This window comes from Paraburkholderia youngii (genome assembly GCF_013366925.1).
In the GTDB taxonomy this organism is placed as follows: domain Bacteria; phylum Pseudomonadota; class Gammaproteobacteria; order Burkholderiales; family Burkholderiaceae; genus Paraburkholderia; species Paraburkholderia youngii.
In genome coordinates, this window is record NZ_JAALDK010000001.1 from 5,384,477 (window position 1) to 5,408,638 (window position 24,162).

23 protein-coding genes are annotated in these 24,162 nt (G+C 66.1%); 11 read left to right on the top strand and 12 right to left on the bottom strand.

What is annotated here, in order from left to right; all coding sequences use genetic code 11:
* The first annotated feature begins 54 nt into the window (after nt 1–54).
* The 11 genes from G5S42_RS24580 (at nt 55) to G5S42_RS24630 (ending at nt 10,577) form a co-directional block, all read left to right on the top strand.
* On the top strand, nt 55–618 hold the full coding sequence (locus tag G5S42_RS24580; RefSeq protein WP_008920621.1) for an RNA polymerase sigma factor: 564 nt from the start codon (nt 55–57) through the stop codon (nt 616–618).
* A complete protein-coding gene (locus tag G5S42_RS24585) occupies nt 615–1,037 on the top strand; it encodes a DUF3619 family protein (RefSeq protein ID WP_176109136.1) in 423 nt (140 codons plus the stop codon). The genes G5S42_RS24580 and G5S42_RS24585 overlap by 4 nt, the downstream gene beginning before the upstream one ends.
* Nucleotides 1,038–1,053: 16 nt before the next feature.
* On the top strand, nt 1,054–1,827 hold the full coding sequence (locus tag G5S42_RS24590; protein ID WP_176109137.1) for a DUF3106 domain-containing protein: 774 nt from the start codon (nt 1,054–1,056) through the stop codon (nt 1,825–1,827).
* 21 nt (nt 1,828–1,848) lie between these two features.
* Entirely contained in the window at nt 1,849–2,373 is a 525-nt protein-coding gene (locus G5S42_RS24595; protein WP_176109138.1) for an RDD family protein, read from the top strand.
* Nucleotides 2,374–3,101: 728 nt separating this feature from the next.
* Nucleotides 3,102–4,043, top strand: a complete 942-nt coding sequence (locus G5S42_RS24600) for a UDP-2,3-diacylglucosamine diphosphatase (protein WP_176109139.1) — start codon at nt 3,102–3,104, stop codon at nt 4,041–4,043.
* A gap of 48 nt (nt 4,044–4,091) precedes the next feature.
* Entirely contained in the window at nt 4,092–5,123 is a 1,032-nt protein-coding gene (locus G5S42_RS24605; RefSeq protein WP_176110622.1) for a glycosyltransferase family 4 protein, read from the top strand.
* A 20-nt stretch (nt 5,124–5,143) separates the two neighbouring features.
* Nucleotides 5,144–5,827: a diacylglycerol kinase gene (locus G5S42_RS24610; RefSeq protein ID WP_176109140.1), complete on the top strand. Its 684-nt coding sequence runs from the start codon at nt 5,144–5,146 to the stop codon at nt 5,825–5,827.
* 282 nt (nt 5,828–6,109) lie between these two features.
* Nucleotides 6,110–6,835, top strand: coding sequence for a TetR/AcrR family transcriptional regulator (locus G5S42_RS24615; RefSeq protein ID WP_013088915.1), 726 nt, complete (start codon nt 6,110–6,112; stop codon nt 6,833–6,835).
* Between the two features lie 2 nt (nt 6,836–6,837).
* Complete coding sequence (locus tag G5S42_RS24620; RefSeq protein ID WP_176109141.1) at nt 6,838–7,425, top strand: LOG family protein; 588 nt, start codon at nt 6,838–6,840, stop codon at nt 7,423–7,425.
* 70 nt (nt 7,426–7,495) lie between these two features.
* Nucleotides 7,496–8,242 (top strand): SDR family oxidoreductase, encoded by a 747-nt coding sequence (locus G5S42_RS24625; protein WP_176109142.1) that lies wholly within the window; start codon nt 7,496–7,498, stop codon nt 8,240–8,242.
* A gap of 283 nt (nt 8,243–8,525) precedes the next feature.
* Nucleotides 8,526–10,577 (top strand): ArnT family glycosyltransferase, encoded by a 2,052-nt coding sequence (locus G5S42_RS24630; protein WP_176109143.1) that lies wholly within the window; start codon nt 8,526–8,528, stop codon nt 10,575–10,577.
* 52 nt (nt 10,578–10,629) lie between these two features.
* On the opposite strand, the gene G5S42_RS24635 is transcribed toward G5S42_RS24630, so the two are convergent.
* The 12 genes from G5S42_RS24635 to G5S42_RS24690 all read right to left on the bottom strand — a co-directional run bounded on the left by G5S42_RS24635 (nt 10,630) and on the right by G5S42_RS24690 (nt 24,086).
* Nucleotides 10,630–11,274, bottom strand: a complete 645-nt coding sequence (locus G5S42_RS24635; protein ID WP_176109144.1) for a DUF924 family protein — start codon at nt 11,272–11,274, stop codon at nt 10,630–10,632.
* Nucleotides 11,267–11,680 carry a group II truncated hemoglobin gene (locus G5S42_RS24640; RefSeq protein WP_176109145.1) on the bottom strand — a complete coding sequence of 138 codons (414 nt, stop codon included), beginning with the start codon at nt 11,678–11,680 and terminating at the stop codon, nt 11,267–11,269. The genes G5S42_RS24635 and G5S42_RS24640 overlap by 8 nt, the downstream gene beginning before the upstream one ends.
* Nucleotides 11,681–11,717: 37 nt before the next feature.
* Nucleotides 11,718–14,207 (bottom strand): ABC transporter permease, encoded by a 2,490-nt coding sequence (locus G5S42_RS24645; protein ID WP_246392207.1) that lies wholly within the window; start codon nt 14,205–14,207, stop codon nt 11,718–11,720.
* Between the two features lie 101 nt (nt 14,208–14,308).
* Entirely contained in the window at nt 14,309–14,920 is a 612-nt protein-coding gene (locus tag G5S42_RS24650) for a DUF4126 domain-containing protein (RefSeq protein WP_176109147.1), read from the bottom strand.
* A 229-nt stretch (nt 14,921–15,149) separates the two neighbouring features.
* Nucleotides 15,150–15,470 carry a quaternary ammonium compound efflux SMR transporter SugE gene (sugE, locus tag G5S42_RS24655; protein WP_176109148.1) on the bottom strand — a complete coding sequence of 107 codons (321 nt, stop codon included), beginning with the start codon at nt 15,468–15,470 and terminating at the stop codon, nt 15,150–15,152.
* A gap of 102 nt (nt 15,471–15,572) precedes the next feature.
* A complete protein-coding gene (gene kdpE, locus G5S42_RS24660; protein ID WP_176109149.1) occupies nt 15,573–16,271 on the bottom strand; it encodes a two-component system response regulator KdpE in 699 nt (232 codons plus the stop codon).
* Nucleotides 16,264–19,116, bottom strand: coding sequence for a DUF4118 domain-containing protein (locus tag G5S42_RS24665; protein WP_176109150.1), 2,853 nt, complete (start codon nt 19,114–19,116; stop codon nt 16,264–16,266). Before G5S42_RS24665 ends, kdpE begins: the two co-directional genes overlap by 8 nt.
* 151 nt (nt 19,117–19,267) lie before the next feature.
* Entirely contained in the window at nt 19,268–19,846 is a 579-nt protein-coding gene (gene kdpC, locus G5S42_RS24670) for a potassium-transporting ATPase subunit KdpC (protein WP_176109151.1), read from the bottom strand.
* 28 nt (nt 19,847–19,874) lie between these two features.
* Complete coding sequence (kdpB, locus tag G5S42_RS24675) at nt 19,875–21,986, bottom strand: potassium-transporting ATPase subunit KdpB (RefSeq protein WP_176109152.1); 2,112 nt, start codon at nt 21,984–21,986, stop codon at nt 19,875–19,877.
* Nucleotides 21,987–22,081: 95 nt separating this feature from the next.
* Nucleotides 22,082–23,887, bottom strand: coding sequence for a potassium-transporting ATPase subunit KdpA (kdpA, locus tag G5S42_RS24680; RefSeq protein ID WP_176109153.1), 1,806 nt, complete (start codon nt 23,885–23,887; stop codon nt 22,082–22,084).
* Nucleotides 23,884–23,976 (bottom strand): K(+)-transporting ATPase subunit F, encoded by a 93-nt coding sequence (kdpF, locus tag G5S42_RS24685; protein WP_085484604.1) that lies wholly within the window; start codon nt 23,974–23,976, stop codon nt 23,884–23,886. The genes kdpA and kdpF overlap by 4 nt, the downstream gene beginning before the upstream one ends.
* Complete coding sequence (locus G5S42_RS24690; protein ID WP_176109154.1) at nt 23,976–24,086, bottom strand: potassium ABC transporter ATPase; 111 nt, start codon at nt 24,084–24,086, stop codon at nt 23,976–23,978. Before G5S42_RS24690 ends, kdpF begins: the two co-directional genes overlap by 1 nt.
* Between the last annotated feature and the right edge of the window lie 76 nt (nt 24,087–24,162).

A 24,162-nucleotide genomic window follows, 5' to 3' on the forward strand; every position in this document is an offset into this window, starting at 1 on the left:
TTACGACATTTTTCGACCGATTACGCGCACGCTTGCTGCGCCGACCCCACACGGATGGCATCAGACAAGGAACTCGCCGATTTTCTGGCGGGCGTCGAAAGGCGCGCGTTCAAGCAGACGGTCTACGCCGTGCGGGACGACGATGCGTCCCTCGACATCGTGCAGGACGCGATGATCAAGCTCGCCGAGAAATACGGCGACCGCCCGGCCGCCGAACTGCCCCTCCTGTTTCAGCGTATTCTGCAGAATGCGACACACGACTACTTCCGTCGTGCCAAAGTACGCAATACCTGGGTTAGTCTGTTCTCGTCGCTCGGCAACGCCGACGACGACGAATTCGACCCGCTGGAAACCTTCGAGGCCGAGGCGGGTTCGGCTGGCGCCGAGAGCAACGAGCAGAAGCTCGAGCGCGAGCAGGTCCTGCAGTTGATCGACGACGAGATCCAGAAATTACCGGCACGTCAACGGGAGGCGTTTCTCATGCGTTATTGGGAGGATATGGATGTCGCCGAGACTGCCGCCGCAATGGGCTGCTCCGAAGGCAGTGTGAAAACGCACTGCTCCCGGGCCACCCACACGCTGGCGCAAGCGCTCAAGGCGAAAGGAATCACGCTATGAGCTCCCTCGAAAACACAGAACTCGAGTTTGCGCGTCGACTGCGCCGCGCGCTCGACGAAAACACCGCCAGCCTCCCTCCCGCCACCGTCGACCGGCTCGCCGCCGCGCGTCGCGCCGCGTTGGCGCGCAAGAAGCCCGAAGCCGTCAGCGCGCCGGTGTTCGTGCCTGCGTTCGCCGGCATGCCGGCCGGGTTGCCGCAGAGAGGCTTCGAGCCGCGCCGCCGCTGGTCGCTGCGCCGCTTCGCGCTCGCGTGGCCGCTCGCCGCGCTGGTGGTGAGCCTGATCGGCATCGCGTACTGGGAAGACCAGCAGCGCACCGCCGAACTCGCCGATATCGATGCCGCCATGCTTAGCGACGACCTGCCGCTCAATGCCTATCTCGACCACGGCTTCAACGCGTATCTTTCACGCGCCCACTGAGCGGGAGATTCCTCGGGTGAGTTACAAGCGCGGCCTGGCCGTTGTTTTCGGATGCACGATCGCGGCACTGGTGTCGTTCGTCGCGACCTATCCGCGCTTTCATCCGAGCCCGTCCCCGGCGGGCCATCCGTCGCCCGGCGTCAACGTCGCCGCGCCCGCGCCCGCCCCCGCACTTTCCGTCGACTTGCCTAGCCTGCCCGGCAGCAACAGCCCGCTCGCGTGGTCGCGTCTAAGCGCCGATGAGCATATCGCTCTCGCACCATTCGCATCGCAGTGGGATTCGTACAGCGACGAACGCAAGCGAAAGTGGATCAAGATCGCGTCGCGATACGCAAAGATGTCGCCGGATGCGCAAAAGCGTCTGCATGAGCGCATGAGCGAATGGGTGCGCATGACGCCCGATCAGCGCCGCGTCGCGCGAGAGAACTACCAGGTTTCGAAGGAATTGCCGCGCGAAGCGCGCCAGAACGCGTGGAAGGCGTACCAACAACTGCCCGAAGAAACGAAGGAGCGGCTCGCCGCCAGTGAGCGCAAGCGTCGCCCCAGCGTCGTCAGCGCGCCGCCGTCGGCTCGCAATGAGATCAAGGGCATCGACCGGTTCTTGAACGCGCGCGAGCACGGCGCGGGCGCCAGCGCTGCCGCGGCGGCGAGCGCCGCACCGGGCGCCTCGGCACCGGCCGCGGCCTCGCTGCCGGCCACCCCCGCGATTCCGGCGCCGGGCAGCTTCGTGCCGGCGACGCCGGTGCCGGTGTCGCCGGCCGAGGCGCCGGCGATCTTCCACGGCTCCTGATCCCGATCCCGAGCCCATTACGTGTCCCAGTCGCTCGTCACTCCCAGCCTGCCCGCCGCCGCGCTCGGCGGCACGGCGCCCACCGTCCGGCGACGGCTGGCGGCGCTGCTCTACGAGGCGGTCATTCTGTTCGGCGTGGTGTTTCTCGCCGGCTATCTGTTCAGCACGCTGACGCAGCAGCGTAACGGGCTCGCGCATCACAACCTGCTCGCCTGCTGGATTGGCTTCGTGGTTGGCGTGTATTTCGTCTGGTTCTGGACGCATGGTGGCCAGACGCTGCCGATGAAAACCTGGCGGTTACGGGTTGTTGGCGCTGATGGCGGGCCGGTTTCCGTTGGACGGGCGATTGCGCGGTATGTGCTCGCCTGGTTGTGGTTTTTGCCGCCGCTGGCCGTGCATCCGCTTCTTGGCTTGCGGGTGCCGCAGACGCTTGTTTTTGCGGGCGTCTGGTTCGTGGTCTGGTCCGCGAGTGGGCGGTTTGATCCGCAGCGGCAGTTTTTGCATGATCGGCTCGCGGGGACGCGGGTGGTCCAGGTTGTGCGCTAGCGCGCGTGCTGAATGCGTTGCCGCCTTTGGCGGGGTTAGGGCTTTTTGTCTTTGTTCTTGCGGTGTTGGCCTTTCCTTGCTGACTTGTCGGTCTATTAGCGTTGCCCCTGTGCGGGGCGGCACCTACTTTCTTTGCTGCTGCAAAGAAAGTAGGCAAAGAAGACAGCTCATACCGCTAACTCTTAAGCGGGTCCCTCGGTCCGCGTGAGGTAGTGGTGCATCTGGAATCCGTGCTCCCGCACATTCCGCGTTCGTGACACGGCAGTCATTCTTCCGGCGGCGCTCCGAGCGCCGAATCCCCGCTCCAAAACCCCTCGTTGTTTCGGCGCCTCGCCGAGGCAACCTGCCGGTTTCCCTGGCAGACCCGTCCGCGACGCACGTAGTGCGGAGTGGGATGGATGATGGCTTTGTCACGAACGGGAATGTGCGGGGACACGGATTCCAGATGCACCACTACCCCTGCCAAGCCAGGGGACCCGCTTATGAGCTGGCGGTTTGAGCTGTCTTCTTTGCCTACTTTCTTTGCAGCAGCAAAGAAAGTAGGTGCCGCCCCGCACAGGGGCAACGCTAATAGACCGACAAGCCAGCAAGGAAAGGCCAAAAAGGCCAGAACAACGAAAAAAACAGGCCCCGCCAGGACCCCACCGTAATAAGAACTTCTCGTGACTGTCACGGCAGAGTCACTCGCGCCTGGCCCAATACGGGCACCGCCACTCGACGCGTGAGCCATGGACCCCAATACGTCCGCGACTTCCCTGTTTCGTCAAACCGGTCCGAGCGTCGACCCCGTCGCGTTCCGGCCCGCCCCGGGTTCTACTCATCACGGCCTGCCGCTGCCGGCGACGCCATCACTCGACGCCCACGCCGATCATCCCGATGACGGCCACGACGATCCGCATCGCTATCGCACGATCTGGCTCTCGGATATCCATCTCGGCTCGAGCGGCTGCCAGGCCGGTTATCTGCTCGACTTCCTGCGCCACAACGAATCGGAGTACCTGTACCTGGTCGGCGACATCATCGACGGCTGGCAGTTGAAGAAAGGCTGGTACTGGCCGCAGGCCCACAACGACGTCGTGCAGAAAGTGCTGCGCAAAGCGCGCAAAGGCACCCAGGTCATCTACGTGCCCGGCAATCACGACGAAGCCGCGCGCCAGTTCTGCGACCTCGCGTTCGGCGACATCCACGTGCGCGGCGAAGCGTTCCACACGACGCTCGCCGGCAAGCGGCTGTGGATCGTGCACGGCGATTTGTTCGACGGCGTGATCCAGCATGCGAAATGGCTCGCCTATCTCGGCGACACGCTGTACACGATGATCCTCGTGCTGAACCGCTGGTTCAACCGGATTCGCAGCAAGCTCGGCTTCCCGTACTGGTCGCTGTCGCAATACCTGAAGCATCAGGTCAAGAACGCGGTCAACTTCATCTCGTCGTTCGAAACCGTGATGACCGACGAAGCGCGTCGCCGCGGCTGTGACGGCGTCGTCTGTGGGCACATCCACAAGGCCGAAATGCGCGAGATCGACGGTGTGCTCTATTGCAACGATGGCGATTGGGTCGAGAGTCTGTCGGCGCTCGTCGAGACCTATGAAGGCGAACTCAAGGTGGTCTTCTGGACCGCGCTGCGCGCGCCCCAGAAGGGCACGCAAAAAGCCCGCGCCACTGCCTGAGCAGTTCCACTCTCCAATTCCACAGGGCCCGCAGCGATGAACAACGCGATGAAGATCATGATCGTCACCGACGCATGGGAGCCGCAGGTCAACGGCGTCGTGCGCACGCTGAAGAACACCCGGCGCGAACTCACCGCGCTCGGCCATCAGGTCGATCTGCTGACACCGCTCGAATTCCGCACCATCCCGTGCCCGACTTATCCGGAGATACGCCTGTCGCTGCTGCCGCGCCGCCGGCTGCGCGAGCGCATCGACCGTTTCGCGCCCGATGCGTTGCACATTGCGACCGAAGGTCCGCTCGGCATGGCCGCGCGCGCATATGCGATCGAGCACAAGCTGCCGTTTACGACCGCGTATCACACGCGCTTTCCCGAGTACGTGCAGGCGCGCTTTCGCATCCCGCTCGCGGCGACCTACAAGTTTCTGCACTGGTTCCACGAGCCATCGCTCGCGGTGATGGCGCCCACGCCCGTCGTCAAGCAGGACCTCGAAAAGTTCGGCTTCACCAATGTCGTGCTGTGGACGCGCGGCGTCGATCTCGAGATCTTCCGGCCGATGGACTCGAAGGTGCTCAACACCGCGCGGCCGATCTTCCTGTATGTGGGACGCGTGGCGGTCGAGAAGAACGTCGAGGCTTTCTTGCAGCTCGATCTGCCCGGCTCGAAGTGGGTCGCGGGCGAAGGTCCGGCGCTCGCCGAACTGAAGTCGCGCTACCCGCAGGTCAACTATCTGGGCGTGCTGTCGCAGGCCGAACTCGCGAAGGTCTACGCGGCCGCCGACGTCTTCGTGTTTCCGAGCCGCACCGACACGTTCGGGCTCGTGCTGCTCGAAGCGCTCGCATGCGGCACGCCGGTGGCCGCATATCCGGTCACCGGCCCGATCGACGTGCTCGGCGACGGCGGCGCCGGTGCGATGCACGAGGATCTGCGCGAGGCCTGTCTCGAGGCGCTGAAGATCGAGCGATCGCATGCGCGCGCATGGGCCGAGCGCTTTTCGTGGGCAGCGGCGTCCGCACAATTCGCCGCGCATTTGAAGCCACTGCGCGGCACGGCGTATCGTGAGGAAAGCGCCGCTGCGTGATGCGGCGCGCGGAGCTATCCATGCGAAGCAGTCGATCCAGCGCCGAAGGCGCGTCGAACGGCGCGCTGCGCGCCGTCGAGTCCAGCCCCGACACCACGAGCATCGAACCGTTCGACGATGTCCGCGAGCCGGGTGTGAGCGGGCATGCGGATACCGTGCATCGGGTGAACGGCGAGAGGTCCAGGAACGGCGGCCCGAGCGTCTCGGGCGGCGTGCAACGCGACGCCAGCCACGACACAACCCGCGACTCGAGCCACGACGCCCCCAACGAACCCCTCAGCCCCGACGACCCGCTCGCCCCGCTGCCCTTCAACCCCTACAAAGGCAACCGCGGCCTCACGCGCGCATGGCACGCGATGAAAAACTCGCTGGCCGGTTTTCGCGTCGCGATTCGCGAGGAAAGCGCGTTTCGTCAGGAACTCACGCTGGCCGCGATCCTGATTCCGTGCGGCCTCGTGGTGCCCGTCGATCCCGTGTCGCGCGTGCTGCTGCTTGGCTCGGTGCTGCTCGTGCTGATCGTCGAGCTGCTCAATTCGAGCGTCGAAGCGGCGATCGACCGGATCTCGCTCGAACGTCACGAGCTCTCCCGCCGCGCGAAGGATCTCGGCAGCGCGGCCGTGATGGTCGCGCTCGGCATGTGTGTGATGACGTGGGGGGTGATCGTCGGGCCGCTGGTGGTCGGCTGGGTTCGCGCGTGGCTTTGAGTCTCGACGCGGGTTGAAGCGCACGCTTGGGCCATGTCCAACAGGTTGAATATCCGCGCAGGCGGTTGGGTATTAGAACGCTCGGTTTATAATCGTTTAACGGTCTCACAGGAAAGCGCTCGCGCAAACGTATCCGCGCCTCGCCTCATCCTGCCCTTTCGGGGGGCCTGCCGCGTGTCGGCGGGTTCGGGAGAGCTCAATATACCAACCGCATCCGGGTGGAACACGCAGCAGCGGCACGCCGCCATGCGCCCCAGCCCGGCATAACCAGGGCCGGACGACATGGAAGCCAAACCTCCCCGCCGCACGCGCGAACGGATTCTCGAACTGTCGTTGAAGCTGTTCAACGAAATCGGCGAGCCGAACGTCACGACGACGACGATCGCCGAGGAAATGGAAATCAGCCCAGGCAACCTGTACTACCACTTCCGCAACAAAGACGACATCATCAACAGCATCTTCAGCCAGTTCGAGCAGGAGATCGAGAAGCGTCTGCGTTTCCCCGACGACCATCGTGCGACCATCGACGAAATGTGGTCGTATCTGCAGTACATGGTCGATTTCACTTGGCGCTACCGCTTCCTGTACCGCGACCTGAACGACCTCCTCGCGCGCAACCGCACGCTCGAGACGCATTTCAAGCAGATCATCAGCCACAAGGTGCGCTTCGCGAGCCAGTTCTGCGAGCAACTCGTCGCCGACGGCGAAATGGTCGCGACGCCGCAGGAAATGCAAGTGATCGCGACCAACGTCGGCGTGATCGGCACGTACTGGCTGTCATATCAGTTCGTGATGAATCCGCGCAAATACAACGAGCAGGAAGCGATCCGCGAGGAGCTGCATCAGGTCAGCGTGCAGATCGTCTCGCTGATGGCGCCCTATCTGCGCGGCCGCTCGCGGCAGCTGTTCGACGACCTCGTATCCGGCACACTGCCCAAGCGCGAGTTCTACGACTACTTGCCGCCGCGTGAAGGCGCCGCGCCTCGCAACGAATCGAAGGAAAGTTGAGCATGAAGTCGGTGTGTGTCTATTGCGGCTCTTCTATGGGAGCCAAACCGTTGTATGCGCAGGCGGCGCGCGCGTTCGGCCGCGCCCTCGTCGAGGCCGATCTCGCGCTCGTGTTTGGGGGCGGCAAAGTGGGACTCATGGGCGTGATCGCCGACACCGTGATGGCCGAAGGCGGCCGCGCGATCGGCGTGATTCCCGAACTGCTCGTCAGCAAGGAGGTGGGTCATAACGGCCTGACTGAGCTGCACGTGGTGCCCGACATGCATCATCGCAAGAAGATGATGGCCGAACTATCCGATGCGTTCGTCGCGATGCCGGGCGGCGCGGGCACGCTCGAGGAGCTGTTCGAGGTCTTCACGTGGGCGCAGCTCGGCTATCACGGCAAGCCGGTCGCGCTGCTGAACACCGGCGGCTTCTACGAGCCGCTGGTCCGCGTGCTTCAGCACACGGTCGACGAAGGCTTCCTGCGCAAGACCTATCTCGACATGCTGCAAATCGACGCCGATCCGCTCGCGTTGATTGGCAAGCTGCAACGTTACGCGCCGCCCGCACGCGACAAATGGGCGGCAGTGCAAAGCGACGCGATCTGAATCCCGTTCCGCCGAACTCGAACTCAAGGGCGGACCGCCGCGCACGCATCACCCCAACGACGAGGTTGCGATGACGAAAGCTGTTCTCATCACCGGCGGCAGCCGCGGCATTGGCCGCGCCACCGCGCGTCTGCTTGGCGCGCGCGGCTGGTGTGTCGGCGTGAACTACGTGCGTGACCTCGCCGCCGCGCAGCAGACGGTCGCCGAAGTCGAACATGCGGGCGGCCGCGCGCTGCCAATCGCCGGCGATGTCGCGAACGAAGCCGACGTGACCGGCATGTTCGATACGCTGCAGCAAACCTTCGGCCGCATCGATGCGCTCGTCAACAACGCCGGCATCGTCGCGCCGTCGAGCCAGCTCGCCGATATGGACTTCGCGCGTCTGAAACGCGTGTTCGACGTCAACGTGCTCGGCGCCTATCTGTGCGCACGCGAAGCGGCGCGGCGTATGTCGACCCAGCGCGGCGGCTCAGGCGGCGCGATCGTCAATGTTTCGTCGGCGGCGGCGCGGCTGGGTTCGCCGAACGAATACGTCGACTACGCGGGATCGAAAGGCGCCATCGACACGATGACCATCGGCCTCGCAAAAGAACTCGGCCCGCAGGGCGTGCGCGTGAACGCGGTGCGTCCGGGTCTGATCGACACCGAGATCCACGCGAGCGGCGGCAAGCCGGAACGCGCCGCACAACTGGGCGCGACCACGCCGCTCGGCCGCCCCGGCAGCGCCGACGAAGTCGCCGAGGCCATCGTATGGCTGCTCAGCGATGCGTCGTCGTACGTGACGGGCGCGCTGTTCGACGTTGCCGGCGGCCGGTGAGCGAACGTCGCGTGCAAGTGGACACGCAAGCCTTGAACGCAGAGCGCGGTCCGCTACGGCCGCGCCTTGTTCCGCGCTCCACACCTCCTCTCGTTCCACGTATTCCCGTCGATTTGTCGTGAAACCGACACAGCCGCTCATCGAATGCGAGCGCCTCCCCGCGACTGTAATCTTCCGTAATAATGCAGCGATACAATCGACCGGATCGAATGCATTTGCAGGCGACGTAAGCAAAACATAGGTACGAGGCCAACGCCGACGCGTACGCTGACCAGAGACATCCATGCAAGACAAGCAGTCCACGCGCTGGCGCGCGCACAATGCCAGCGCGACGGCCGCGACCTCGGCCGCTCCAGCTGGCCGTGCGCAAGAGGCCGCGCTTACCGCCAGCACCGCGCACCCGTTTGCCGGCGCGCAGGTCCAGCCCGCCATTAGAGACACCGCAGATTCGGCGCTCGCGAACCACAGCGTCGACACCGCGCACGCATCGGGCTCAGCGGTTTCCGCCGACCGCGCCACGCGCGGCCTGCAGCGTTGGCGCGCGCTCGCGGCGATCCGCCCGCTGCTGTGGTTCGTCGCGCTGGCGATCCTCTGCGCGTGGCTCGTCCCCGGCATTCTCGGCCACGAGCCATGGAAGCAGGACGAAACCTACACATTCGGCATCGTCCAGCACATGCTCGATACCGGCGATTTGGTCGTGCCGACCAATGCCGGCCAGCCCTTCGTCGAAAAGCCGCCCATCTACGACTGGGTCGCCACCGGCTTCGCGTGGATGTTCGGCCGCTATCTGCCGCTGCACGATGCGGCACGGCTCGCGAGCGCGCTGTTCGCGGGCCTCACGGTGTACTACACCGCGCGGGTCGCACGTCGCGCGGTCGCTGTGCCGAGCTGGTTCGACCTGCGCGTGATCGGCACGCTCGCGCTGTTCGGCGGCACGCTCGTCGTCGTCAAGCACGTGCACGACATGATGACCGACGTCGCACTGATGGCCGGCGCCGCGCTCGGGTTTTGCGGATTGTTCGAACTCGTGCTCGTGCATCTGCGTGACGACCCGGGCGCGGCCTCGTATTTCCCGATGCATGCTCAGGCCGCCCGGCAGATCAAACCGCTCGATGCCCGCACGCGGCGTCACGCGATCCTCAGCGGCGCGGCGATGTTCGGCGCGGGTGTCGGCGTGTCGCTGCTTGCCAAGGGGCTGTTCGTGCCGCTCGTGTTCGGCGCCACCACCTGCGCGGCGCTGCTGCTCTATCCGGCATGCCGCAGCCGCGGCTTCGCGGGCGCGCTGTGCCTCGCCGCGCTCGTCTGCGCGCCATTCGCGCTGATCTGGCCGATCTGCTTCTACCTGCGCTCCGAGGCGCTCTTCAAGGTATGGCTGTGGGATAACAACGTCGGGCGCTTCTTCGGTTTTTCGGTCGCCGAGCTCGGCTCCGAAAACGAGAGCCACCTGTTCGTGCTGCGCACCGTGCTGAGCGTCGGTTTTCCGGTCGTGCCGCTCGCGCTGGCCGCGCTCGCCGGTGGCGCATGGCGGCGCTGGCGCGATCCGCGCGTGGCGTTGCCGATGCTGTTCGCGGGCACCGGTTTCGCGGTGCTGCAAACTTCGGCGACGGTCCGCGAGCTCTACATCCTGCCGTTCATCGCGCCGCTCGCGCTGGTCGCGATGCAGGGCGTCGAACGCTTGCCGGCGCGCCTGCATACCGGCTGGGATATGACGAGCCGCGTGCTGTTCGGCAGCGCGGCCGCACTCGTGTGGATGGTCTGGTCCACCATGACGAACCCGGCGAGCAACCATGCGTCGCTGCATCTGCTCGGCCGCTGGCTACCGCTCGACTGGGTGCTGCCGATTTCGCCCGCGCTGATCATCGCCGCGCTGGTGCTGACGATCGGCTGGCTGTGGCTGCTGCCGTCGTTCAAGTACGCGGGCAAATGGCGCGGCGCGCTCAGCTGGTGCGCGGGCGCGATGCTAGTCTGGGGGCTCGTCAGCACGCTGCTGCTGCCGTGGCTCGACTACGCGAAAAGCTACCGCTCGGTGTTCCGCGACCTCGGCGCGAAGATGGATATCGAATGGAACGACGGCGACTGCATGGCAAGCTCCGGACTCGGCGAATCCGAAGCGCCGATGCTCTTCTACTACACGGGCATCGTGCATCAGCCGAGCGAAGATCCGCGCACGACCGCCTGCACGTGGCTGATCGAGGAAAGCCGCCGCGACAACGCGCGGCCGCCGGCCGGCGAATGGCGGCTGTTCTGGTCCGGCGCGCGGCCGGGTGATTCGGATGAGCTATTGCGCGTGTTCGTGCGTACGCCGGTGGCGGGCAAGATACACGGCGACGAGTAAAGCCGCGCAACGCGTCGCGCCGGCCGAGTGCCTCGCGCGCGACCGTGCTAATTCAAAACGACGAACCGGGCTCGCGCAGAAACGCGATCTCCTCGTCGCTCGATTCACGTCCGAGCAACGCGTTGCGATGCGGAAAGCGGCCGAACCGCTCGATCACTTTCGCGTGGCGCAGCGCGTATTGATAGTAGCCTTCACCGCCCGGCTCCTGCGCGAGCTGTTTGAAGAGCCGCAGCGACTCCTGCTGGCTAGCGAGCGATTCATCGTGCTCGAACGGCAGATACGCGAACGCGCGATGCTGCACGCCTGGCAACAGCCGATCGGCGCCGCTCGCGACCATTCGTTGCGCGGTTTGCAGCGCCTTGCTGTCGGTCGCGAAAGCGCGCGGCGTCCCACGATGGCAGTTGCGGGAAAACTGGTCCAGCACGATCACGAGCGCCAACGCGCCCAACGGCGTGGCCTGCCATGCGTCGAGCTCACCCGCGTTGGCCGCATCGATCAGGTTACTGAAACGTTCGCGCAGCATCGCATCCACGGCGTCATTGCGCTCGAACCAGAGCTTGCGCTCCGTGCCGTGCTCCGGCGTGCCCGGCGCGCCGAACCAGCAGTCGAGAATCTCTCGCGCGCGCGGCTCGAGCGCCGCGTAGTCGGCTTCGACCGAGTACGGTGCCGAGGCGGCGTGCTGCGGCGTGTCAGCCATTGCGGTTGCGCATCCAGTCGGCGGTTTCGAAGAACGAACCGAGCAGGCGCTCGCGCAGCGGCTCCGGCAAACCGATGTCCTCCATCGCCCACGCCATGCACCTCAACCACTGGTCGCGCTCGCTCGACGCGATCGCAAACGGCAGATGCCGCGCGCGCAAACGGGGATGGCCAAAGCGGCTGATGTAATGATCGGGACCGCCGAGCCAGCCGCACAAAAACCAGAACAGCTTGTCGCGCGAACCCTCGAGCGATGCCGGATGCAGCGCGCGAATCCCGGCGAAATCCGCCTCGAGATCCATCAGGTCGTAAAACCGGTCGACCAGTTCGCGCACACGCGCCTCGCCGCCCACCAGTTCGAAGGCCGTCGGCTTGTCCGAGGACACTTCGTCGTTCAAATCGCTCATACCCTGCTCAACAGCAAATAAACATCACAAAGAAAACTCACGCGTCGCGCAGCGATTGCAGCGCCGGCCGCGCCAACACATGCCGCAGACTCAGCCACCCGCCGACGCCCGCACACGCGATACCGGCGCCAATGCCCGCCGGCAGCAGCCACGGATCGAAGTCCAGATAAAACTCGAACACGTGCGTGGCCAGCAGCGAGCCGATGATCTGCGCGCCGGCCGCCGCCATCAGGCCGGCCAGCGCACCGACCGCGACGAACTCGGCCACCTGCACCGCCCGCACCTGACGATGCGATGCGCCCAGCGCGCGCAGCAGCGCGGATTCTCGCATACGCTCGTCGCGCGTGCCGGCAAGCGCCGCGTACAGCACCAGCACGCCGGCCGCGAGCGTGAACGCGAACAGGAACTGCACCGCGCCGATCACCTGCTGCAACACGCGCTGCACCTGCGCGAGGATCGGGCCGGTGTCGATCGCGGTCAGATTGGGATACGCGGCGATCAGGCCGTCGATCGTCGACTGCTTATCCGCGGGCAGATGGAAGCTCGTGATGAACGTCGCCGGGAAGTCCTGCAACGAGACGGGCGGCATCAGCACGAAGAAGTTGACCTTGAACGACCCCCAGTCGAGCTTGCGCACGCTCGTCACCGGCGCCTCGACAGTCAGGCCCGTCACGTCGAAGCGCAGCACATCGCCGGGCTTCACGTTGATCAGCTTCGCGAGACCCTGCTCGATCGAAATCTGCGGCTTCGTCGTATCGCCGAACCAGCTGCCCGCGGCGATCCGGTTGTCGTCGGGCAGTTGCGTCGTGTACGACAGGTTGAACTCGCGGTCCACCAGACGCCGCGCGTCCGCGCCCTTGAACGAGTCCGGGTTGACTGCCTTGCCGTTGATCGCGACGAGCCGCCCACGCACCATCGGCGACAAGTCCACACCAGCGATGCCGTGCGCGTCCAGATACTGCGTGACCGCGTCGCGCTGATCGGGCTGGATGTCGATGATGAACTCGTTGGATGCATCGGGCGGCGTCGATTTACGCCACCCCTGCACGAGGTCGTTGCGCGTCATCGCGATCAGCAACAGGCACATCAGGCCGATGCCGAGCGCGGTGATCTGCAGCGCGCTCGTGCTGCTGCGCCGCTCGAGCGACGCGAGCGCATAGCGCCAGCCGATGCCCGCATTGACGCGCTCGCTGCGCACCACGCGCGCCGCGCCCCACAACGCGAGCCGTGCGATGCCGGCGAACACCAGCAACCCGCCCGCGAATCCACCCGCGACGATGCCGCCGAGCTTCAATTCGCCGGCGGCGAGGATCAGCAGCCCCGCGAACAGCACGATGCCGAACGCGTAGGCGGCCCACGCGGTGCGGCCCTCCTCGCCCCATTCACGCCGCAGCACGCGCACCGGCGGCACCCGCGTGAGCGGCACCAGCGGCGGCAGCGCGAAGCCGAGCAGCAGCACGAGGCCGGCCGCGACACCTTCGAGCGCGGGCCACAGCGTCGGCTGCGGCAGCACCACGTCGATCAGGCCGCCGAGCCACGTCAGCAGCGCGAGATGCCCCAGATAGCCGAGCGCCACGCCGAGCGCCCCGCCGATCACGCCGAGCCCGACGAATTCGAGCGTGAACAACGCCCGTAGCGCGGAGTGGCTCACGCCCAGACAGCGCATCGCCGCGCAGCCGTCGAGATGCCGGCGCATGAAGCGGTGCGCGGCCATCGCGATTGCGACCGCCGCGAGCAGCGCGGTCAACAGCGACACGAGCGTCAGGAAATGGCCCGCGCGATCGAGCGTCTGACGCACCTGCGGCTGGCCGTCCTGCAGCGACTCGAGCGCGACGCCGCGCATCTTGCCGGCGTCGACGTGCTCGTGCGCGAACTGCGCGAAGCGCGCGACAGCGTCGTCGGACCCGGCGACCAGCAACCGGTACGTGACCCGGCTGCCGTACGTGATCAGGCCGGTTGATTGCACTTCGTCGGCGCGCAGCATCAGGCGCGGCGAAAAGTTGACGAACGAGAAGCCGCGATCGAGTTCGCGCGTGATCAGCGCGCCGACCGTGAAGTTGCGATTGCCGACCTTCACCGCATCGCCGACCTTCAGCTTCAGTGCGTCGAGCAATTCCTGGTCGACCCACACGGTGCCCGGCGCCGGAATCGACGTCGCCGGATGATCGGCCGCACCCGGCGCCGCCGCGATGCGCAGCGCGCCGCGCAACGGATAGCCCGGCGACACCGCCTTGACGGCGGCGAGCCGCGACGCCGGCTGCGCGCCGGTCGAGTTGATCATGCTGGGAAAGATCGCCGTGGTGGCGGTGCGCAGGCCCAGGGCGTGCGCCTCGGCCGCGAATTGCGGATCGACAGGATGATCGGCGCGCACGATGAAGTCGGCGGCGATCATGCGCCGCGCATCGCGCTCGAGCCCCTGATGCAGCCGGTCGCCCAGAAACCCGACGCTCGACAACGCCGCGACCGCCAGCACGAGCGCGAGCAGCAACATCGTCAGTTCGCCCGCGCGCCAGTCGCGCGCCGTCATCCGCATGGCCTGGCGCAACAGATCGATGCCGCCGAGCCGGCGCGCCGGTCTCGTATCGGCGCGCGTTCTTGAACCCGCCTTAGATCCTGGTAGTGCTTCGCTCAATCGTGCCTGCTCCTCGCCAATCGCGACACCATGTGCGTGGCCATGCCGCGAAAACCGCCCTGCACGCCACGCCACAATCGCGGCAATGCCCACGCCGCGAGTAGCAGAAAGCCTACCATCAAGACCAGAAACGCGAGCGGCACGAATAGCGCAAGCAGTACCCCGCCAACCGCGAGGCCGTCCTCGGCGGTCGACGTGACGACGTTCGACAGCGGTTCGGGCGACAGATTGATCAGCGCGCGGGTGCCCGCCTTCGCAAGATGCGCAGTGCCGGCGAGCGTGCCGCCCGCGAGCGCGGCGACGGTCAGCAGCGTCGGATCGGCGTGGCCGAGCGCGCCGGCGGCCAGCACGGCGCCGGCCGGAATGCGGATGAAAGTGTGGATCGCGTCCCACAGCGTGTCGAACGCGGGGATCTTGTCGGCGAGGAACTCGGCCAGCGTCAGCACGGCCGCCGCGCCGATCACCCATGGCGATGACAGCGCGGACAATGTGTTCGGCAAGTGAATCAGGCCAAGACGTTCTAATACGCCGGCCAAAAGGACCGTCAGATAGAGGCGCAGACCGCTGCCCCATGAAAGGCCCGCTGCAAGCGAAAGTGATTCAAGCATGGCCGCCTCCACGCGCTTTGTGCTTGCCGGACGCCGCGACGGGAACCAGCGGGATTCCGCGCCGAAGCCGTCAGGCTTGCCAAGCCGGCCGCGCCAGCCAGGCCGCGGGCAATCTCAACGTCGTTGCTGTCTCATTATAGCTACGATGATTCGCAGAACGTAGAGCGGCGAGGCCGCGCTGTGGCTTACAGGCAATGGCGGCCGCGCGCCGGGCGGACGTAGCCGAGGGTCAGTGCCCCGACGACAGCTTCAGCCCGACGAGGCCGATCACGATCAGCGACGCACTGGCGACGCGCGCGAGCGTCAGCGCCTCGCCCATCATCACGACGCCGAAAATGAACGCGCCGACCGCGCCAATTCCTGTCCACACCGCATAGGCCGTGCCGAGCGGCAGTTGCCGCATCGCGAGCGCGAGCAGCGCGAAGCTGCCGAGCGCGGTCACGACCGTGAAGACGGACGGCCAGAAACGGGTGAAACTTTCGGAAGTTTTGAGACCGGCCGCCCACGCGACTTCGAGCAAACCGGCGATCAACAGAAGAAACCAGGACATCGAAACAGCTCCATGAAAAATGGGGCCGTCCCCGATGATTGATAGAAGCGTAAGGTCGTCCTTACGTCGGGAGATTATAACGGAGCGGCTTCGCGGACGAACTCACACCGCGCCCACCAGCCGATACCCGACGCCCGTCTCCGTGACGATATGCTCCGGCTGCGCGGGATCGCGCTCGAGCTTGCCGCGCAGGTGCGCCATGTAGATGCGCAAATAGTGGTGACTCTCGACATGCGACGGCCCCCACACATCGCGCAGCAGCTGCCGGTGCGTGAGCACGCGGCCAGCGTGGCGCACGAGCGTCGCGAGCAGCCGGTATTCGATCGGCGTCAGATGGACCGCGGCGCCGTCGCGCGTGACCTGGCGCAGCGCGAGATCGACGGTGACCGCGCCGAAGCGCACCTGCGGCGATTCGTTCGCGCCGCCGTGATTGCGCCGCCGCAGATGCGCGCGGATGCGCGCGAGCAACTCGGACACGCCGAACGGCTTGGTCAGGTAGTCGTCGGCGCCGGCGTCGAGCGCGGCGACCTTTTCGCTTTCCTGGGTGCGCGCCGATAGCACAATTACCGGCAGCTCGCTCCAGCCGCGCAGCTCCCGGATCACGTCGAGGCCATCGGTGTCGGGCAGGCCCAGATCGACGATCACGAGATCGGGCTTGCGCGTCGCCGCTTCGACGAGCCCTTGCTTGCCGGTCTCGGCGTCGTACACGGCGATGCCCTCGCCTTCGAGCGCCGTGCGCACGAAGCGGCGTATCTGCTTTTCGTCTTCGATCAGAACGACGGTGATGCTCAGGTCACTCATGGGCGGGTCGGGTGAGCGGATTGAGGTCGGCGGCGGCGGCGGCGGCGCCTTCGTCTTCGAGCGTATCGAACGTCTCGGGCGCGTCGGGCGGCGTCTTGACCGGCAGCGTGAACCAGAAGCGCGCGCCCTCGATGTGGCCATCCGCGGCCGTCCGGTTGAGCGCGCCGATTGTACCGCCGTGCGCCTCGACGATCGCGCGGCAGATCGCGAGGCCAAGGCCGATGCCCGGTTTCGCCGATTCCTTCTCGCCGCGCGTGAACTTCTCGAACACGCGCGCTTCCATGCCGGCGGGCAGGCCGGGGCCGTTGTCGTCGATCGTCACGCGCACGAACGGCGCGCCATCCGCGTCGATCTGCTGCGCGCCGATCACGAGCGGCGTGCCGGACGCCGTGTATTTGGCCGCGTTCTCGAACAGGTTCGAGAACAGCCGCTCCATCAGCACCGCGTCGAGATGCAGCAGCGGCAGATCGGCGGGCAGCGTGACCTGCACCGGATGATCGGCGAGCACGCGCTTGCACGCGCGCAGCGCGGCGCCGACGGTCTCCTCGAGCAGCGTCCATTGCTGGTTCAGCTGCAAGCTGCCGGCCTGCAGGCGCGCCATGTCGAGCAGATTCGTGACGATGTCGGTCATGCGCAGCGCTTCTTCGTGGATTGCATCGACGAGTTCGTCGTTACGACGCGCTGCGGATTGCGGGTCGGTCGGCCCCTGCCCTCGCTGCCCCTGAGCGAGCATCGATGAAAACCCGACGATCGTCGTCAGCGGCGTGCGCAGATCGTGCGATATCGCCGACAGCAGCGAATTGCGAAGCCGTTCCGACTCCATGTTGACGAGCGCATCGCGCGCGATATCGACGTAATGCACGCGTTCGAGCGCGAGCGCGATCTGCGCGGCGAACGCATCGAGCATGCGCCGCTGTTCCGGCACGGTCAGCTCGCGCTCGTCACGCACGACGACCGCGAGCACGCCGCGTGTGCGCATCGGCGCCTTTAGCGGCAGATACAGCGCCGCGGCGGCCGGCAGCGTGTCGGTGCCGTGGCCGGCCGGCTTCTGCTGATCGTAGACCCACTGGCCGACGTCGAGGTCGAGCGCGTCGCCTTCGAGCGTGATCGCCGGGTCGGGGTCCTCGATTTTCTGTTTGACCTGATCGGCGCTGTCGGGCAGCAGGATCGCGACACGCGCGCCGAACACCTCGCTCACGTGCCGCGTGCCGATGCCGACGATCTGCTCGGTCGCAAGCGCCGCGGCGAGCTCGCGCGCCATCTCGTACATCGCGCCGGTGCGCTGCTCGCGGCGTCGCGCGACGCTCGCCTCGCGGCGCAGGCTCGAAGTCAGATGGCTGATCACGAGCGATGTCAGCAGCATGCCAAAGAACGTCAGCAGGTACTGCGTATCGGACACCGACAGTGACATGCGCGGCGGCACGAAGAAGAAATCGAACGCGGCGACGCTCGCGAACGACAGCACGACGCCCGGCCCGCGCCCGAGCTTCACCGCGGTGAAGATCACGCCGAGCAGATACAGCATTACCAGGTTGGTCAGATCGATGCGGTCGATCAGCTGGCTCGACAGCAGCGTGATCGCCGCGCCGATCGCGAGCGCGAACGCATACGCGCGCGGCGGCGAGCGACGCTCGCGCGCCGCGCTCAACGCCTCGCGCCACGCGTTCGCGGTCGTGTTCAACAGATGGCGCTGTTCGCCGCCGTCGCGCTCCGACGACACGCGAATCAGCGTGAGATCAAGATCGCCGCTCTTCTCGGCGATGCGCTCGCCGAGCGGCCGGCGCAGCCAGCGGCTCACGCCCGTGCGCGACGATGCGCCCGCCACCAGCTTCGATACGTTGCGCGCCTGCGCGTAACCGATCAACGCGTCGAGCGCATCGGTGGCGGCGAGCGTCGCGGTTTCGGCGCCGAGTTCGGCGGCGAGCTTCAGCGCGTTCAGCGTGCGTGCGCGGCGCGCGTCGGGCAGACGCTGCAACGCGGGCGTTTCGACATAGACCGCGAGCCAGTCGGCCTTCAGGCTCGCGGCGAGGCGCGCCGCCGAGCGCACCAGCGCCGGCGCTTCGGGACCAGGACCCACGCACACCAGCAGCCGCTCACGCGCCTGCCAGATGCGCTGGATCGAACGATCGGCGCGGTACTCGCGCATCTGCGCATCGACGCGATCGGCGGTGCGGCGCAGTGCCAGTTCGCGCAGCGCGATCAGGTTGCCCTTGCGAAAGAAGTTGCGCACCGCGCGCTCGGCCTGCTGCGCCATGTACACCTTGCCGTCGCGCATGCGGTCGAGCAGTTCCTCGGCCGGCAGATCGACGAGCGTGACTTCGTCGGCATGATCGAACACGCGATCGGGCACGGTTTCCCACACGCGGATGCCGGTGATCTGGCCAACCACGTCGTTCAGGCTCTCCAGGTGCTGCACGTTGACGGTCGTATAGACGTCGATGCCGGCGTCGAGCAGTTCGTAGACGTCCTGCCAGCGCTTCAGATGGCGCGCGCCCTGCACGTTCGAATGCGCGAGTTCGTCGACGAGGATCAGTTGCGGCTTGCGCGCGAGCGCGGCGTCGAGATCGAACTCGCCGAGCTTGCGGCCGCGATACTCGATATGCGCGAGCGGCAGCACGTCGAGCCCCGCGAGCAACGCGGCGGTTTCGCCGCGCCCGTGCGTTTCGGCGATGCCGACCAGCACGTCGACACCCTCTTCCTTGCGGCGGCGCGCGGCCTGCAACATCGCGTAGGTTTTGCCGACTCCTGCCGACGCGCCAAAGAAAATTTTCAGCCTGCCGCGCAGGCGCTTTTCTTCGTCGCGCTGCAGCTTGTCGAGCAGTTCGTCAGGATCGGGGCGGTTCATGCTCAGTGATTGTCATAGTCGTGCGAGCGGCGGTGCCTGCATGTTGGCACGGCCCGCGCCGGCCCGCAAATGGCGCAGCGGCGCCACGCGGACGCCGCTGTTTTGTCGATGAACCGCAAGCGCGGCTGATGCGTTGCCGTTGCGTTTCGCGTCAACCGCGCTTTTTTTCATCGAGCGCGAGATTGAGCTTCAGCACGTTCACGCGCGGCTCGCCGAGCACGCCGAACTGGCGCCCCGTCGTGTAGCGCTCGACGAGCGCCTGCACGTCGCTCGGCGCGAGGTGGCGCGCCTGCGCGACCCGCTCGAGCTGGTACGCGGCCGCGGCCGGACTGATCTCCGGATCGAGCCCGCTGCCCGACGACGTGACCAGATCGACCGGCACCGGCTTCGACATGTCGGTGCCCGCGGCCTTCAGCGCGTCGAGACGGCCCTTGATCTCGTCGAGCAGCGCCGGGTTGTTCGGCCCGAGGTTCGAGCCGCCGGAGTTCTGCGGGTTGTACGGCATCGGGCTCGTCGCCGACAGGCGGCCCCAGAAATACTGAGGCGCGTCGAACTGCTGGCCGATCAGCTGCGAGCCGACCACCTTGCCGTTCTGCTCGATCAGGCTGCCGTTGGCCTGGTGGTGGAACGCCGCCTGGCCGAACGCGGTCATCACCGCGGGATAAGCGAGTCCGGTGACCACGGTCAGCACCGCGAAGATCACGATCAGCGGACGGAACAGATTTTTCATGATGAGTCTCTTTCCCTTTTCATCCATCTCATACCCAGCCGAACGCGGCCAGCACCATATCGATCAGCTTGATGCCGATGAACGGCACGATGATCCCGCCGAGTCCGTAGATCAGCAGATTGCGGCGCAGCAGGATCGCGGCGCCTAGCGCGCGGTAGCGCACGCCCTTAAGCGCAAGAGGAATCAGCAGCACGATGATCAGCGCGTTGAAGATCACCGCCGACATGATCGCCGAGGTCGGTGTCGCGAGATGCATCACGTTCAGCGCATTCAGCGCCGGATACGTCGATGCGAACGCGGCCGGGATGATCGCGAAGTACTTGGCGACGTCGTTGGCGATCGAGAACGTGGTTAGCGAACCGCGCGTCATCAGCATCTGTTTGCCGATCTCGACGATCTCGATCAGCTTGGTCGGATTCGAATCGAGGTCGACCATGTTGCCGGCTTCCTTGGCTGCCTGGGTGCCGGTGTTCATCGCGACCGCGACGTCGGCCTGCGCAAGCGCGGGCGCGTCGTTGGTGCCGTCGCCGGTCATCGCGACCAGACGCCCTTCAGCCTGGTGCGCGCGGATCGTCGCGAGCTTCGTCTCCGGTGTCGCTTCGGCGAGGAAGTCGTCGACGCCTGCTTCGGCCGCGATCGCGGCGGCGGTCAGACGGTTGTCGCCCGTCACCATCACGGTCTTGATGCCCATCTTGCGCAGCTCGGCGAAGCGCTCCTTGATGCCGCCCTTCACGACGTCCTTCAGCTCGATCACGCCGAGCACGCGCGCGCCCTGCTCGCCCTTCTCGGCGACCACGAGCGGTGTGCTGCCGCGTCGCGCGACCTCGGCGACCACATTGCTGACTTCATTCGGGAAACGGCCGCCGTTCGCCTCGACGTAGTGCCTGACCGCATCGGCCGCGCCTTTGCGGATCTCACGGCCGTGGGTTCCGGCGGGCGTTCCTTGCGGCGACAGATCGACCCCGCTCATGCGGGTCTGAGCGGTGAACGCGAGAAACACCGCGTGCAGCGAGGCCATGTCGCGCTGACGGATATTGAAACGCTGCTTCGCGAGCACGACGATGCTGCGGCCTTCCGGCGTTTCGTCGGCCAGCGACGACAACTGCGCGGCATCGGCCAGCGCCTCTTCGCTCAGACCCGGCGCGGGCAGAAACTGCGACGCCTGGCGGTTGCCGAGCGTGATGGTGCCGGTCTTGTCGAGCAGCAGCACGTCGACGTCGCCGGCCGCTTCGACGGCGCGGCCCGAGGTTGCGATCACGTTCGCCTGCATCATGCGGCTCATGCCGGCCACGCCGATCGCCGACAGCAGGCCGCCGATCGTCGTCGGAATCAGACACACGAGCAGCGCGACGAGCGCGGTGATCGTCACCACATGACCAGCCTTGGCGGCCTCGACGGAAAACATCGAGAACGGCAGCAGCGTCGCGGTGGCGAGCAGCATCACGATCGTCAGCGCGACGAGCAGGATGGTCAGCGCGATTTCGTTCGGCGTCTTCTGACGCTTCGCGCCTTCGACCATCGCGATCATGCGGTCGAGGAATGCCTCGCCCGGATTCGCCGTGACGCGCACGACGATCCAGTCCGACAGCACGCGCGTGCCGCCCGTCACCGACGAAAAGTCGCCGCCCGACTCGCGGATCACCGGCGCCGATTCGCCGGTGATCGCCGATTCGTCGACCGATGCGACACCGTCGATCACTTCGCCGTCGGCCGGAATCACGTCGCCGGTTTCGACCAGCACGACGTCGCCTTTACGCAGATCGGTCGCGGTGGTGATGCGGATCGGCGACTTCGGGTGCGGCTCGTTGAGCTTCTTGGCCATCACGTCTTTCTTCGCGCTGCGCAGCGACGCGGCCTGCGCTTTCGAGCGGCCTTCGGCGAGCGCTTCCGCGAAGTTCGCGAACAGCACCGTGAACCACAGCCATAGCGTGACCGCGAGAATGAAGCCGGCGGGCGCCTCCGCCTGACCGCCGAGCGCGGCGATCCACAGAATGGTCGTCAGAATGCTGCCGACGTACACGCAGAACATCACCGGGTTGCGAAACTGCGTGCGCGGCGTGAGCTTTTTAAAGGAGTCCACGATCGCCGGACGCAGCAGCGCCGGGTCGAACATGGACCGCGTAGCGTTATGTTCAGTCATTGAATCCTCGAATATCCTTGTGCGCTTGCGGGCTTGCCGCGTGCAAGCGCCTGTTCGGTCGTTGGGCGTCGTTGATCGAGGCCCCGCGTCACTCGTCACTGCACGCCGATCATCATCAGATGCTCGACGCCGGGACCGAGCGCGAGCGCCGGGACGTAGGTCAGCGCGCCGACCAGCAGCACCGTGCCGAGCAGCAGCACGACGAACAACGGGCCGTGCGTCGGCAGCGTGCCGCCGGTAACGCCGATGCGCTTCTTCGCGGCGAGCGAGCCGGCGATCGCGAGCACCGGCACGATCGTGCCGAAGCGGCCGAACCACATCGCGATCGCGGTGAGCCAGTTGTAGAACGGCGTATTCACCGTGAGCCCCGCGAACGCGCTGCCGTTGTTGTTCGCGGCCGAGCTGAACGCGTAGAGGATTTCGGAGAAGCCATGCGCGCCGGGGTTCGCGATGCCGGCCTTGCCCGCGTCGGTCAGCACCGCTATCGAGGTGCCCACCAGCACGAGCAGCGGCGTGAGCAGCACCACGATCGACACCATCTTCATCTCGTAGGCCTCGATCTTCTTGCCGACATATTCAGGAGTACGCCCGATCATCAGCCCCGCGACGAACACCGCGAGCAGCGCGAACACGAGCATCCCGTACATGCCGGAACCGACACCGCCGAAGATCACTTCACCTAGCTGCATCAACAGCATGGGGTACAGGCCGCCGATCGGCGTCAACGAATCGTGCGTATTGGCGACCGCGCCGCACGAAGCCGCCGTGGTCGCGACCGTGAAGATGCCCGACTGCGCGATACCGAAGCGCGTTTCCTTGCCTTCGGCATTGCCGCCCGCCTGCAGCGCGTTCGCCGACTGATCGACCTTGAGCGCCGTGAACGCGGGATTGCCGCTTTGCTCGGCGCTGATCTCGCCGAACACGCAGACGCCGAACGCGATCGTCATCGCCGCAAGCACCGCGACACCCTGGCGGCGGTCGCCGATCACGCGACCGAACACGAGCGCGAGCGCCGCCGGGATGATCAGGATCGAGAAGATCTGCACGAAGTTCGAGAACGGCGTCGGGTTTTCGTACGGATGCGCGGAGTTGCCGTTGAAGAAGCCGCCGCCGTTGGTGCCGAGCATCTTGATCGCTTCCTGCGACGCGACCGGACCCATCGCGATGGTCTGCGTCTTCACGGGCGTATCGACCGTCACCGGATTGCCCTTTGCGTCCTTCACCGGATTACCTTGCGCGTCGAGCTTCGGCGCGGCGTAGGTGGTGGTCTGCAGCGTCGGCACGTCCTGATAGGCCTTGAAGTTCTGGATTACACCCTGGCTCATCAGCAGCGCGGCGATGATCATCGACATCGGAATCAGCACGTACATCGTCACGCGCGTGATGTCGACCCAGAAGTTGCCGATCGTCTGCGCGGTATGACGCGCGAAGCCGCGAATCAGCGCGATCACGACGACGATCCCGGTCGCCGCCGACAGGAAGTTCTGCACGGTCAGGCCGAGCATCTGCGTCAGATAGCTGACCGTCTGCTCGGGCGTGTAGTCCTGCCAGTTGGTGTTCGACACGAAGCTGACCGCGGTGTTGAACGCGCTGTCGACCGACATCGCGCCGAACTGCTGCGGATTGCCCGGCAGCCATCCTTGCACACGCAGCAGCACGTACAGGAATGCCACGCCGAACACGTTGAACGCGACCGTGGCGATCGCGTAGTGCTTCCAGCCCATTTCCTGCGATGGATCGACGCCCGCGATACGGTAAAGCAGCCGTTCGAGCGGCGCGCCGAAGCGCACCACGCTTGAGCTGCCGTCCATCACGGCGCCAAGATAGCTCGCCACCGGCACCGCGGCGGCCAGTAGCACGACGATAAAAAGACTCGCCTGCAGGACATCGTTCGTGTTCATTCAATGTCCTCCGCGCGCAGCAGCGCATACACGAGATAGATGAACAGCAGCGCGGTGGACGCGCCGGCCAGCCACAGCATCCAGGTCATCAGCGCACTCCCTGTCCGCGACGGAACTGCATCAGCTTCTCGCAGCCGCCAATCAGCGCAAAGGTCAGCACGGCAAACAGCGCCAGGCCACCGACATACAACACATCCATTTGTGTTCCCCATTTACGGATTTTGGATAGGTAGAACGGTATGCCGATCCGCCTAAAGGGCCGGTCAAAGATTGCG

Excerpts from the sequence above, each read along its gene's own strand:
- G5S42_RS24580 (WP_008920621.1), top strand. The coding sequence starts at position 55 with ATGGCATCAGACAAGGAACTCGCCGATTTTCTGGCGGGCGTCGAAAGG.
- G5S42_RS24585 (WP_176109136.1), top strand. The coding sequence starts at position 615 with ATGAGCTCCCTCGAAAACACAGAACTCGAGTTTGCGCGTCGACTGCGC.
- G5S42_RS24600 (WP_176109139.1), top strand. The coding sequence starts at position 3,102 with ATGGACCCCAATACGTCCGCGACTTCCCTGTTTCGTCAAACCGGTCCG.
- G5S42_RS24605 (WP_176110622.1), top strand. The coding sequence starts at position 4,092 with ATGAAGATCATGATCGTCACCGACGCATGGGAGCCGCAGGTCAACGGC.
- G5S42_RS24610 (WP_176109140.1), top strand. The coding sequence starts at position 5,144 with ATGCGAAGCAGTCGATCCAGCGCCGAAGGCGCGTCGAACGGCGCGCTG.
- G5S42_RS24615 (WP_013088915.1), top strand. The coding sequence starts at position 6,110 with ATGGAAGCCAAACCTCCCCGCCGCACGCGCGAACGGATTCTCGAACTG.
- G5S42_RS24620 (WP_176109141.1), top strand. The coding sequence starts at position 6,838 with ATGAAGTCGGTGTGTGTCTATTGCGGCTCTTCTATGGGAGCCAAACCG.
- G5S42_RS24625 (WP_176109142.1), top strand. The coding sequence starts at position 7,496 with ATGACGAAAGCTGTTCTCATCACCGGCGGCAGCCGCGGCATTGGCCGC.
- G5S42_RS24630 (WP_176109143.1), top strand. The coding sequence starts at position 8,526 with ATGCAAGACAAGCAGTCCACGCGCTGGCGCGCGCACAATGCCAGCGCG.
- G5S42_RS24635 (WP_176109144.1), bottom strand. The coding sequence starts at position 11,274 with ATGGCTGACACGCCGCAGCACGCCGCCTCGGCACCGTACTCGGTCGAA.
- G5S42_RS24640 (WP_176109145.1), bottom strand. The coding sequence starts at position 11,680 with ATGAGCGATTTGAACGACGAAGTGTCCTCGGACAAGCCGACGGCCTTC.
- G5S42_RS24645 (WP_246392207.1), bottom strand. The coding sequence starts at position 14,207 with ATGACGGCGCGCGACTGGCGCGCGGGCGAACTGACGATGTTGCTGCTC.
- G5S42_RS24650 (WP_176109147.1), bottom strand. The coding sequence starts at position 14,920 with ATGCTTGAATCACTTTCGCTTGCAGCGGGCCTTTCATGGGGCAGCGGT.
- sugE (WP_176109148.1), bottom strand. The coding sequence starts at position 15,470 with ATGTCCTGGTTTCTTCTGTTGATCGCCGGTTTGCTCGAAGTCGCGTGG.
- kdpE (WP_176109149.1), bottom strand. The coding sequence starts at position 16,271 with ATGAGTGACCTGAGCATCACCGTCGTTCTGATCGAAGACGAAAAGCAG.
- G5S42_RS24665 (WP_176109150.1), bottom strand. The coding sequence starts at position 19,116 with ATGAACCGCCCCGATCCTGACGAACTGCTCGACAAGCTGCAGCGCGAC.
- kdpC (WP_176109151.1), bottom strand. The coding sequence starts at position 19,846 with ATGAAAAATCTGTTCCGTCCGCTGATCGTGATCTTCGCGGTGCTGACC.
- kdpB (WP_176109152.1), bottom strand. The coding sequence starts at position 21,986 with ATGACTGAACATAACGCTACGCGGTCCATGTTCGACCCGGCGCTGCTG.
- kdpA (WP_176109153.1), bottom strand. The coding sequence starts at position 23,887 with ATGAACACGAACGATGTCCTGCAGGCGAGTCTTTTTATCGTCGTGCTA.
- kdpF (WP_085484604.1), bottom strand. The coding sequence starts at position 23,976 with ATGACCTGGATGCTGTGGCTGGCCGGCGCGTCCACCGCGCTGCTGTTC.
- G5S42_RS24690 (WP_176109154.1), bottom strand. The coding sequence starts at position 24,086 with ATGGATGTGTTGTATGTCGGTGGCCTGGCGCTGTTTGCCGTGCTGACC.